The following is a 9,811-nucleotide window of genomic DNA, read 5'->3' as shown; positions in this document are numbered from 1 at the left end:
GCGGCCAACCCCGCGCTGGATGCCGCCCATGCCGCCCCCTATGCGCTGGCGCCCTGGGCCGAGGCGCGGGCGGCGATCCGCGCCGCGCTGGGCAAGCTGCCGGGCGATGCGGTGCTGCTGGTCGGCGCGCACGGGCTGGAGGCCGAGTGGTGTGCCGCGGGCCGGCTGGCGGGCTATCTGCCGGCCGAGCGGTATTTTGGGCATTCGGCCTGAGGGGCCGCCTTTCCTGCGCAATTACGCGCCCGAAATGAAAACGGCGGCCCCGGGGGCCGCCGTTTCGCATTCGAAAGACCGAGTGATCAGGCCGCGCGCGACAGGAGGACTTCGTCCACCTTCTTCTGCGCGCCGGCTTCGTCGGTGCCGGCCACGGCCGCGACTTCGCGGGTCAGCCGTTCCAGCGCCGCTTCGTACAGCTGACGCTCGGAATAGCTTTGCTCGCGCTGGTCATCGGTGCGGTGCAGGTCGCGGACCACTTCGGCAATCGCCATCAGGTCGCCCGAGTTGATCTTCTGTTCATATTCCTGGGCGCGGCGCGACCACATCGCCCGCTTGACCTTGGCCTTGCCCTTCAGCGTGTCCAGCGCCTTGGTCACCACATCGGGGGCCGACAGCGGGCGCATGCCCACTTCGGTGGCTTTGTGGGTCGGCACCCGCAGGGTCATCTTGTCCTTCTCGAAGGTGATGACGAACAGCTCCAGTTTGAAGCCGGCAATCTCCTGATCCTCGATCGAGATGATCTTGCCCACGCCATGGGCCGGATAGACGACGAATTCGTTGGGGCGGAATTCGGGCTTCTTCGACTTGGTCATACAGACGTTCCTCGGGTCAGACCCATTTCGCGACAACTACCGCCCCCGATGGCCAAGGCCTTCGGTGATGCGGCGGGATTGTCACGAAGATTTTCTGGCCCAGGCGAGCAGCACTGAGGCAGGGGTCAGGCTTCCATGTTTGTTTGTGAAAGGAACATAACACAGAATCAGCCCGATTCCAACTGTCGCGCAGGGGGCAGACAGGTCGGATTCGGGCTGGAAAGCCCGGAAATCGCTGCTTTGGCGGGCCGAATCACGCCGCCGCGACGGGGGGGTGACGAATCGTGAGCCGAAACCCCGGCGCGCGCGACTCAGTCGCCGGTGCCGGGGGCTTCCGAGAAATACTTCTCGCGCTTGCCGGTTTCGCCGTCGCGCTCTTCATAGCCGGGCAGGGGATCGCGCTTCTGGGTGATCACCGGCCAGGAGGCGGCATATTTGCGGTTGAACTCGACCCATTCCTCCATGTCCGGCTCGGTATCGGGCCGGATCGCATCGGCGGGGCATTCCGGCTCGCAGACGCCGCAATCGATGCATTCGTCGGGATGGATCACCAGCATGTTCTCGCCCTCGTAGAAACAATCCACGGGGCAGACCTCGACGCAGTCGGTGTATTTGCAGGCGATGCAGTTGTCGATGACGACATAGGTCATGAGTCTAACCGGCGTTTCTGGCGTTCGGCCTGCCTGTTACGCGCTTGGCGCGGATCATTCAAGCGGATCGGCTGCCGCAGGCGGGGCATCGAGGTCAAGGTAAAGCGTGGCGGCCTCGGGGGCGGGGCCGCGGCGCTGGCCCAGATCGACGACCCGGATCAGCCTTATGCGGTTGCCCTGCGGGAGGGTCAGCGTGTCGCCCGGGCCGATCTCGCGGCCCGGTTTCGAGATCGGCTGGCCGTTCACCCGGATATGGCCGGTCTCGACAAGCGCTGCGGCCAGGCCGCGCGATTTCACGAATCGCGCCTGCCATAGCCATTTGTCGATGCGAATCCGGCCGGGGGCGGCCAAGCGTCAGACCTTCCCCTTCAGCGCCAGCAGGGCTGCGAAGGGATTGTCGGGGTCGATCGGCTTTTCGCTGCGCGGCGGGCGGGCTTCGTATTTGCGTTCGCCCTTCGGACCGCCATCCTTGCGGTCATCGCGCTTGCCATGCGGCTTGCCGCCCTTGAACGGCTTGCCGCCTTCCCGCGGCGGACGGCCGCCATCCTGCGGCTGACCCGCGCCATCGCGGCGCCGCTCGCCCTGCGGACGCTCGCCGCGCGGGCGATCCCCCTGAGGGCGCTCGCCCTGCGGACGGTCGCCTTGCGGACGATCCCCTTGCCCACGGTCGCGGCGGCCCTGGCCTTCGGGGCGGGGGCCGCGTTCGGGGCGCTGGAAGCGCGGCTTCGGCGCCCAGGTGAAGGTGTAATAGGCCTCCATCTCGACCGCGGCAGCCTCGGCGGCGTCACCGCCTTCGCCTTCGGCCGGCGCCGCGTCGGCGGCAGGCTCGGCCGCCGGTTCGGGCAGGGGTTCCGGGGCAGGGGCCAGAAGCGAGACCTCTTCCGGGATCGGCTGACCCGCGGCAATCGCCGCCTCGATGGCGGCATCAACCTCGGCCGGCGCGGCGGCTGCGGCCTCGGCGGGCTTCGCCTTCGGACGCTCGGCCTTTTCGCCCTTGTAGCCCAGACCGGCCATCAGATCGGCGAACTGGTCCAGCGTCATGCCGGTGATCGACAGCATGTCGGCCGTGGCTTCAAAGCCGGCCCGGCTGTCCTTGGTGCGCAGGATATCGGCCAGGCGTTCCAGCATGTCGATGCGGATCGCGCGGCTGCCCGCCGGGTGATAGCCCGACAGCGTGTAATGCTGCTTCGGCACTTCGGCGATGTTCGGGATCGTCACCAGCCCCGGGGGCGGGCTTTCGGGGAATTCGCCCAGACCATTGGCCAAGGACCACAGGACCAGCCGCAGCCGGGTCGGCGCGGGCTTCAACAGCGCCGGCAGGAAGACGGTGAACTGGCCGAAGCGCACGCCATGCTTGCGCAGCGCGCCACGGGCGTCCTGATCCAGCTCTTTCACTTCCTGCGCCACGCCGTCGCGCGGCAGGACGCCCAGCGCTTCGGTCAGGCGGAAGGCGAAGCCGCGGGCCAGGCCCTGCAGCGCCTCGTCGCGGCCCATGGCCAGCAGCGGCTCGTACAGCGCCGCAACCTTGCGGTCGATGAAATGCTGCAGCCGGCGGCGGACCTTTTCCACCACCTCTTCGCCCGCTTCCTCATCGACGAACGGCTCGACCGAGGGCTTCAGCGCATCGGCGCCTTTCACCAGCTTGCCCACCGCGGACGAGCCCCACATCAGGCCCCCCTGTTCGGTGAAATCCATCTCGGTATCGGGCGCGTTGTAGAAACGGTCGGCCCGCAGGCTGAATTCCGGCCGCAGGGCCGAAATCGCTGCCTGACGCAGGGTCTTCGCCTCGTCGGGCGATCCGGTGGCGTCCTGCTGGAAGCGGAAGCCCTCCAGCCGTCCAGCGAACTGGCCTTCCACGGTCACTTCGCCCTTGTCACTCACCTCGGCCACGAGGTCCTCCTTCTGCTTCAACCGCCGCAACAGCACCGAAGTGCGGCGGTCGACAAATCTTTGCGTCAGTGCCGCGTGCAGCGCGTCCGACAGGCGGTCTTCTACAGCGCGCGTCTCGTCTCGCCAATGGGCTTCGTCATCGACCCAGTTCTTGCGCTGGGTCACGTAAGTCCATGTGCGGATATATGCCAGCCGGCGCGACAGCGCCTCGATCCCGCCATCGGTGCGGTCGATGCGCTGGATCGACTTGGCCAGCCAGTCCGAGGGGATTCGCCCCCCGCCCAGCCCCCGGCCGCAGAGGAATTCGTAGATCCGGGTCAGAAGATGCGCATGTTCCGATTCCGAGGCCGAGCGGAAATCGGGAATCCGGCAGACATCCCAAAGAAGCTGCACCCGCTTCGGCCCGGTCAGCCGCTCGATCACCTCGGGCAGGGCCGACAGGGTTTTCAGCGCCACCACATCGTCGGAATCCCGCGCCCGCGTCAGCCAGTCGTCGCGGGTCGGCGCTTCCAGACTGCGGATCAGCCGCTCGGCTGTGCCGAAATCCAAGTCGGAATTGCGCCACATCAGCTTTTTCACCGGCGGAAAGCGGTGCGACTCGATCGCTTCGACCAGATCCTCGTCGAAAGGCCGCGCCTCGCCCGTGACGCCAAAGGTGCCGTCTTCGGTGTGGCGCCCGGCCCGGCCGGCGATCTGGCCGATTTCCTGCGGGAACAGCGCGCGCATGCGATGGCCGTCGAATTTCGCCGTGGACGAGAAGGCGACATGCTTGATGTCGAGGTTCAGCCCCATGCCGATCGCATCGGTGGCGACCAGATAATCGACGTCGCCATTCTGATACAGCGCGACCTGCGCGTTGCGGGTGCGCGGCGACAGCGCGCCCATCACCACCGCGCAGCCGCCCTTCTGGCGCCGGATCAGCTCGGCGATCGCATAGACGTTCTCCACCGAAAACCCGACGATGGCAGAACGCGGCGGCATGCGGCTGATCTTTTTCGACCCCGCATAGGACAGGGTCGAGAAGCGGTCGCGCTTTACATAGGTGTGGTGCGGCACCAGCCCGGCAATCGCCCCGCGCATCGATTCGGCGCCCAGGAACAGGGTTTCCACCAGCCCGCGCGCCCGCAAGAGCCGGTCGGTGAAGACATGGCCTCGTTCAGGGTCGGCGCAAAGCTGGATCTCGTCCACGCAGACGAAATCGGCCCCGATCTCCAGCGGCATCGCCTCGGTCGTGCAGACCCAGTATTGGGTGCGGTCGGGGACGATGCGTTCCTCGCCCGTGACCAGCGCCACGATCGAGGGGCCGACCTTGGCCACGACACGGTCATAGACCTCGCGCGCCAGAAGCCGCAGCGGCAGGCCGATGACGCCGGTGCGATGCGTCAGCATGCGTTCGATGGCATGATGGGTCTTGCCGGTATTCGTCGGCCCAAGGACCGCCGAGACCCGCCGCGTGGCGTCCATTGGGCTTAAAGCTCCCGCCCCTCAAGGTCTGTCTGAAGACGCGTGATCGCATCGTTCACGGGCAGGATATAGGGATGAATCGCCTGGGCGGCCAGATAGGCCTGCAGGGCCTTTTTCGTATCGCCGGTTTCTTCCAGAATCTGCCCCAGCCCCGCCAGCACGTCGTAATGCCGCGGGTCCTGCGCCAGGACATGGCCCATATCCGACAGGGCGGGCCCGATCTCGCCCAGGCTGTACAGCGCGGTGGCGCGGGCGTCCCAGGCCAGCAGGAAGTCGGGCGCATGGTCGATCACGGCGGTATAATGTTCGACCGCGGCCAGGAAATTGCCGGCGGCCATGGCATCTTCGCCGCGCTGCATCAACAGATCCACCGTGGCCGATCCCGAGCGCGCCCATTCGATCTGGATCTCGGCCTCGATCCGTCCGGCCTGGCCAGGATCCTTTACCTCCTTGAGCCGGGAGAAAAGATCGTCCAGCTTGGTCTGGTCGACGGCAAAGGCCGGCAGCGCCGCGGGGCCGGCCACGAAGGCCAGCGCGAAAAGTGCCGCAACGGCACAATTGTGAAACCGGGGGCGGTTTTTCATAACGGAATGGTAGCCGATCGGCAGCAGATTGCCAGCGGCAATAGGGTCACGAAAGGGAGACTTGGAAGCGATGAGCGAAGTGGTGGATGCTGCGGTCGAGGCCTTGTCGAAAAAGCTTGCGGGCGGTTTCGACGGGATTGCGAAATTCGTGATCAAGGGGGAAGGCGCGATCATGCTGGATGGCAGCGGTGTGCGGGCCGGCGATGAAGAGGCGGATGTCACGCTGACCGCCAGCGCCGACACGTTCCGGGCGATTCTGGAAGGCGACATGAACCCGACCATGGCCTTCATGACCGGGAAACTGTCGGTCGATGGCAGCATGGGCATGGCGATGAAGCTGGGCTCGGCGCTGTCGTGACCATCGCAAGCGGCCCTTTCGAGGCGGCGCCCTTCGACGCCGCCCTGGCCGACGGACCGGCCGGGGGCCGCGCGGTCTGGCTGCAGACCGCCGATCAGGTGCGGATTCGCGCCGCGATCTGGAAGGGCGGCAGCCGCGGCTGGGTGCTGCTTCTGCCCGGCCGCACCGAATATGTCGAAAAATACGGCCGCGCCGCGGGTGACCTTGTGGCGCGCGGCTGGTCGGTCGTCTCGGTCGACTGGCGCGGCCAGGGTCTGGCCGACCGGATGCTGGCCGATCCGATGTCGGGCCATGTGCAGGATTTCGACGAATACCAGCGCGATCTGGACGCGGTTCTGGCCTTTGCCGCGGCCGAGGGCCTGGGCGGGCCACAGATGCTGCTGTCGCATTCGATGGGCGGCTGCATTGCGCTCCGCGCGCTGCACCGCAATCTGGGCTTCCGCGCCGCGGTGTTTTCGGCGCCGATGTGGGGGATTTCCATGGCCGCCTGGCTGCGCCCCGTCGCCCATGCGGTGACGCGGCTGGCCGGTCCCTTCGGCCAGGCGCATCGCTATGCGCCCGGAACCGGGGCGAAAAGCTATGTGCTGGAAGCCCCGTTCGAGGCCAATGTCCTGACCACCAACCGCGAGATGTGGGATTACATGCGCGCCCATGTGCGGGCGCATCCCAGGCTGGGCCTGGGCGGGCCCTCGCTGGCCTGGCTGAAGGCCGCGCTGCGCGAATGCGGGGCGCTGATGCGGATGCCGGCGCCCGACCTGCCGGTGGTGGTGGCGTTGGGCACGCAGGAGAAGGTGGTGGATGTGCCGCCGGTGCATCTGCGGCTGGCGGGCTGGGCGCGGGGCGAGCTGGACCTGTATCCGGGCTGCGAACATGAAATCCTGATGGAGGGCCCGGCCGCCCGCAAACGCTTTTTCGACCGCGCCGCCGCCCTGTTCGAGGCGCATCGCGACTAGGCTGCGATCACCCCGCTGCGCCCCGCGCCGCGCGCTAGTCGCGGCAGGACAGGCAGGTCTTGCCTTCGGGATCGGCGCTGAATTCCATCACCCGCCCGTCGGCCCCGATCAGGAACAGATGGCCCAGGGCCAGTTCGGCCCGCGTCATCGCCGCCAGCGCATGGAAATAGGCCTGTTCCACCGCCAGATCGCCGCAGGCCATCCGCGTGGACCCGATTCCCCCCAGCGCCAGCGCCGGAAGGGCGGCGCCATTGCTGGCAAACCAGCGGTTGCACGGCGCCTGGCCCGAGGCCTGAGTGCCATCCTCGGACAGGGTCAGGCTCAGCCGGGCAGGGGCGCGTGCGCCCTCCAGCCCGACCAGATGCCAGTCGGTGCCGGTGATCGCGTCGCCGCCCTGGGCCAGGCAGGCCGACAGGGCAAAGGCCGTGGTCGCAGAAGCGGAAAGCAGGGGAAGACGCATCGCAGGGCTCCTTTCGGGTTTCCCTTATGACGCGTCAGAAAGCCTCGGGCTTGGCCTCATGCGCCATATGGTCCAGGACGGCATTGACGAATTTAGGCTCTTTCCCATCCGGGAAGAAGGCCTTTGCCACATCGACATATTCGGTGATCGCCACTTTCGGCGGCGTGTCCATCCGGGTGATCTCGGCGCCCGCGGCGCGGAACAGCGCCCGCAGCACCGGGTCGATCCGGTCGATCGGCCATTTCGCCACCAGCGCCCGGTCGGTCAGCTGGTCGATGGCGGCCTGCCAGTTCACCGCCTGCTCCATCACGGCGCGGAAATGATCCACATCGCCTTCGTTGAACTCGCCTTCCTCATAGGTGGCGCCGAAGCGATGGGTGACGAATTCGCGCGTGACGGTGCCGACGGTCTGGCCCGAGGCCTCCATCTGGAACAGCGCCTGCACCGCGTAAAGCCGCGCGGCGGATTTCGCGATCTGCTTGGCCGTGGGCTGCCTCATGCGCGGAATCCGATGCCCTTGGTCTTGCCCTGCCAGCCACGGGCCAGCGCGATCAGATGCAAGGCCGCCGCGGCCGCGCCGCCGCCCTTGTCCTGACCGGCAGCCTCGGCGCGAACCACCGCCTGCTCGCGGTTTTCCACCGTCAGGATGCCATTGCCCACCGCCGCGCCCTGCAGGCCCAGCATGGTCAGCCCGCGCGACGAATCGTTGCAGACCGTGTCGTAATGCGTGGTCTCGCCGCGGATCACGCAGCCCAGCGCGACATAGCCGTCGTAATCGGCCAGCCGATGCGCCAGCGCGATGGCCGAGGGAATCTCCAGCGCGCCCGGAACTTCGATCAGATCGGTCTCGGCGCCGGCCTTGGCGGCCATGGCACGCGCGCCCGCCACCAGCTGGTCGGCAATGTCGCGATAATAGGGCGAGACCACGATCAGCAGTTTCACCGGCTTGTCGAAGTCCGGCAGCGGCAGGGTGTAATGGGTTTCGGCACTGGCCATCGGCTTACTCCGCAAATCCGCGGGTGCCCGCGATCGACAGGCCATAGGCCTCCAGCCCGATGAAGCGGGGCTGCGGCGAATTGGTCACCAGGATGATCTCGCTCAGCCCCAGGGCCGACAGGATCTGCGCCCCCAGCCCGTATTGCCGCAGCGTCTGCGGCGAATGCTCGCCCGCCTCGACCATCTTCGCCGTGGTGTCGCGCAGCAGGATCACCGCGCCGCGCCCCTCGGCCGCGATCAGCCGCATCGCGGCCGGCAGGCCGCCACCCTCGCCAATGCCCAGCACGTCTTCCAGCGGGTTCAGCGCATGCACGCGCACCAGAACCGGCTCGGGCGTGCTGAGATCGCCCTTGGTCAGCACGACATGGTCGTCGCGATGGGTCTCGTCGGTATAGATCCGCATCAGCCAGTCACCGCCATGCACCGAGGTGACAGCCTTGACCGAGGTCTCGTTGACCAGATTGTCATGGCGGCGGCGATAGGCGATCAGATCGCTGATCGTGCCGATCTTCAGCCCATGCTTCTGGGCGAAGGAAATCAGGTCGGGCAGCCGCGCCATGGTGCCGTCGTCGTTCATGATCTCGCAGATCACGCCCGAGGGGTTCAGCCCGGCCAGCCGCGACACGTCCACCGCCGCTTCGGTATGGCCGGCCCGCACCAGCACGCCGCCATCGCGGGCGCGCAGCGGGAAGATATGGCCCGGCGTGGCGATATCGGCCGCGCCCTTGGTCGGGTCGATCGCGACCGAGACGGTGCGCGCCCGGTCGGCCGCCGAGATCCCGGTCGTCACGCCTTCGCGCGCTTCGATCGACAGGGTGAAGGCGGTCTCGTGGCGCGAGGAATTCTTCGGGCTCATCAAAGGCAGGCCCAGCGCGTCGATCCGGCTGCCCGGCAGCGCCAGACAGATCAGCCCGCGGCCATGGGTCGCCATGAAGTTGATCGCCGAGGGCGTGCACATCTGTGCCGGGATCACAAGGTCACCCTCGTTCTCGCGATCTTCGTGATCGACGAGAATGAACATGCGCCCGTTACGGGCATCCTCGATGATTTCATCGGTCGAGGAGATGGCGTCGGAGTAATCGGTGCGGTCTGACATGCGGGCCTGCTGTTCGGCTGACGCGCCGGGCATAGCGGATGGCGCGCGGCTTGGCCAGAGGCGGTGCAGGCTTTTGCCCGTGGCTCAGGCGCACAGGGCCAGTGCGGCGGCGAAGGACAGCGCCTGTGTGGCGCCCAGAATGTCGCCGGTCTGGCCGCCGATCATCCGCCGGGCCGCGCGGCCCAGGCCCAGCGCGATCAACGTGCAGGCCAGGGCGGCGGCCAGCCCGGCGCCACCCGCCAGCAGCAGCGCCGCCAGCAGCGCAAGCGCCGCGGCCAGCGCCGCCGTGGCCGGGGAAGGGCGGCCCGAGGCGGCCGAAAGGCCGCCGGACCGGGCGGACGGCAGCCAGGCCATGACGCCCGCCATGGCGGCGCGCGACAGGGCGGCGGCCACCGGCAGGGCGGCCCAGTGGCGGCCCGCGGCCAGCGCCTCGGCCAGGGCCGACCAGGCGGCCAGCAGGGTCAGCACCAGCGCCAGCGCGCCGAAACTGCCGATCCGGCTGTCCTTCATGATCGCCAGCCGCCGCTCGGGGTCGCGCCCGCCCAGAAGCC

At 67.8% G+C, this 9,811-nt stretch carries 12 protein-coding genes and 1 pseudogene; 3 read left to right on the top strand and 10 right to left on the bottom strand.

The window, feature by feature from the left end; translation table 11 throughout:
• Positions 1–213 (top strand): annotated as a pseudogene (locus K1Y73_RS20235) (hypothetical protein); the annotation flags it as partial.
• An 86-nt stretch (positions 214–299) separates the two neighbouring features.
• On the opposite strand, the gene K1Y73_RS20230 reads toward K1Y73_RS20235, so the two are convergent.
• The 5 genes from K1Y73_RS20230 to K1Y73_RS20210 all read right to left on the bottom strand — a co-directional run bounded on the left by K1Y73_RS20230 (position 300) and on the right by K1Y73_RS20210 (position 5,397).
• Positions 300–809, bottom strand: a complete 510-nt coding sequence (locus K1Y73_RS20230; RefSeq protein WP_225030123.1) for a CarD family transcriptional regulator — start codon at positions 807–809, stop codon at positions 300–302.
• 311 nt (positions 810–1,120) lie between these two features.
• Positions 1,121–1,459 carry a ferredoxin FdxA gene (gene fdxA / locus K1Y73_RS20225; protein WP_225030121.1) on the bottom strand — a complete coding sequence of 113 codons (339 nt, stop codon included), beginning with the start codon at positions 1,457–1,459 and terminating at the stop codon, positions 1,121–1,123.
• A 54-nt stretch (positions 1,460–1,513) separates the two neighbouring features.
• Positions 1,514–1,810, bottom strand: coding sequence for an RNA-binding S4 domain-containing protein (locus K1Y73_RS20220; protein WP_225030120.1), 297 nt, complete (start codon positions 1,808–1,810; stop codon positions 1,514–1,516).
• Positions 1,811–1,813: 3 nt separating this feature from the next.
• Positions 1,814–4,813 carry a helicase-related protein gene (locus K1Y73_RS20215; protein ID WP_225030119.1) on the bottom strand — a complete coding sequence of 1,000 codons (3,000 nt, stop codon included), beginning with the start codon at positions 4,811–4,813 and terminating at the stop codon, positions 1,814–1,816.
• 5 nt (positions 4,814–4,818) lie between these two features.
• Entirely contained in the window at positions 4,819–5,397 is a 579-nt protein-coding gene (locus K1Y73_RS20210; protein ID WP_225030118.1) for a tetratricopeptide repeat protein, read from the bottom strand.
• A gap of 70 nt (positions 5,398–5,467) precedes the next feature.
• Here K1Y73_RS20210 and K1Y73_RS20205 point away from each other — a divergent pair, with 70 nt between their 5' ends.
• The gene (locus tag K1Y73_RS20205; RefSeq protein ID WP_225030117.1) at positions 5,468–5,755 is read left to right on the top strand and encodes an SCP2 sterol-binding domain-containing protein; all 288 of its coding nucleotides are present in this window, start codon (positions 5,468–5,470) and stop codon (positions 5,753–5,755) included.
• The gene (locus K1Y73_RS20200; protein ID WP_225030116.1) at positions 5,752–6,708 is read left to right on the top strand and encodes an alpha/beta fold hydrolase; all 957 of its coding nucleotides are present in this window, start codon (positions 5,752–5,754) and stop codon (positions 6,706–6,708) included. The genes K1Y73_RS20205 and K1Y73_RS20200 overlap by 4 nt, the downstream gene beginning before the upstream one ends.
• A 34-nt stretch (positions 6,709–6,742) precedes the next feature.
• Here K1Y73_RS20200 and K1Y73_RS20195 read toward each other — a convergent pair whose 3' ends face one another.
• The 5 genes from K1Y73_RS20195 to K1Y73_RS20175 form a co-directional block, all read right to left on the bottom strand.
• The gene (locus K1Y73_RS20195) at positions 6,743–7,168 is read right to left on the bottom strand and encodes an META domain-containing protein (protein WP_225030115.1); all 426 of its coding nucleotides are present in this window, start codon (positions 7,166–7,168) and stop codon (positions 6,743–6,745) included.
• A 34-nt stretch (positions 7,169–7,202) separates the two neighbouring features.
• A complete protein-coding gene (gene nusB, locus K1Y73_RS20190; RefSeq protein ID WP_225030114.1) occupies positions 7,203–7,667 on the bottom strand; it encodes a transcription antitermination factor NusB in 465 nt (154 codons plus the stop codon).
• Positions 7,664–8,164, bottom strand: a complete 501-nt coding sequence (locus K1Y73_RS20185; RefSeq protein ID WP_225030113.1) for a 6,7-dimethyl-8-ribityllumazine synthase — start codon at positions 8,162–8,164, stop codon at positions 7,664–7,666. The genes nusB and K1Y73_RS20185 overlap by 4 nt, the downstream gene beginning before the upstream one ends.
• 4 nt (positions 8,165–8,168) lie before the next feature.
• Positions 8,169–9,260, bottom strand: coding sequence for a 3,4-dihydroxy-2-butanone-4-phosphate synthase (gene ribB / locus K1Y73_RS20180; protein ID WP_225030111.1), 1,092 nt, complete (start codon positions 9,258–9,260; stop codon positions 8,169–8,171).
• Positions 9,261–9,344: 84 nt separating this feature from the next.
• Positions 9,345–9,811: adenosylcobinamide-GDP ribazoletransferase (locus tag K1Y73_RS20175; RefSeq protein WP_225030110.1), on the bottom strand; the 467-nt coding region annotated here is incomplete at its 5' end.

The organism is Xinfangfangia pollutisoli (genome assembly GCF_020179405.1).
GTDB classification, from domain to species: Bacteria; Pseudomonadota; Alphaproteobacteria; order Rhodobacterales; family Rhodobacteraceae; genus Pseudogemmobacter; species Pseudogemmobacter pollutisoli.
The sequence above is the reverse complement of the archived record's forward strand: the minus strand, read 5'-3'. Positions and strand labels throughout refer to the sequence as shown.

Excerpts from the sequence above, each read along its gene's own strand:
- K1Y73_RS20230 (WP_225030123.1), bottom strand. The coding sequence starts at position 809 with ATGACCAAGTCGAAGAAGCCCGAATTCCGCCCCAACGAATTCGTCGTC.
- fdxA (WP_225030121.1), bottom strand. The coding sequence starts at position 1,459 with ATGACCTATGTCGTCATCGACAACTGCATCGCCTGCAAATACACCGAC.
- K1Y73_RS20215 (WP_225030119.1), bottom strand. The coding sequence starts at position 4,813 with ATGGACGCCACGCGGCGGGTCTCGGCGGTCCTTGGGCCGACGAATACC.
- K1Y73_RS20210 (WP_225030118.1), bottom strand. The coding sequence starts at position 5,397 with ATGAAAAACCGCCCCCGGTTTCACAATTGTGCCGTTGCGGCACTTTTC.
- K1Y73_RS20205 (WP_225030117.1), top strand. The coding sequence starts at position 5,468 with ATGAGCGAAGTGGTGGATGCTGCGGTCGAGGCCTTGTCGAAAAAGCTT.
- K1Y73_RS20195 (WP_225030115.1), bottom strand. The coding sequence starts at position 7,168 with ATGCGTCTTCCCCTGCTTTCCGCTTCTGCGACCACGGCCTTTGCCCTG.
- nusB (WP_225030114.1), bottom strand. The coding sequence starts at position 7,667 with ATGAGGCAGCCCACGGCCAAGCAGATCGCGAAATCCGCCGCGCGGCTT.
- K1Y73_RS20185 (WP_225030113.1), bottom strand. The coding sequence starts at position 8,164 with ATGGCCAGTGCCGAAACCCATTACACCCTGCCGCTGCCGGACTTCGAC.
- ribB (WP_225030111.1), bottom strand. The coding sequence starts at position 9,260 with ATGTCAGACCGCACCGATTACTCCGACGCCATCTCCTCGACCGATGAA.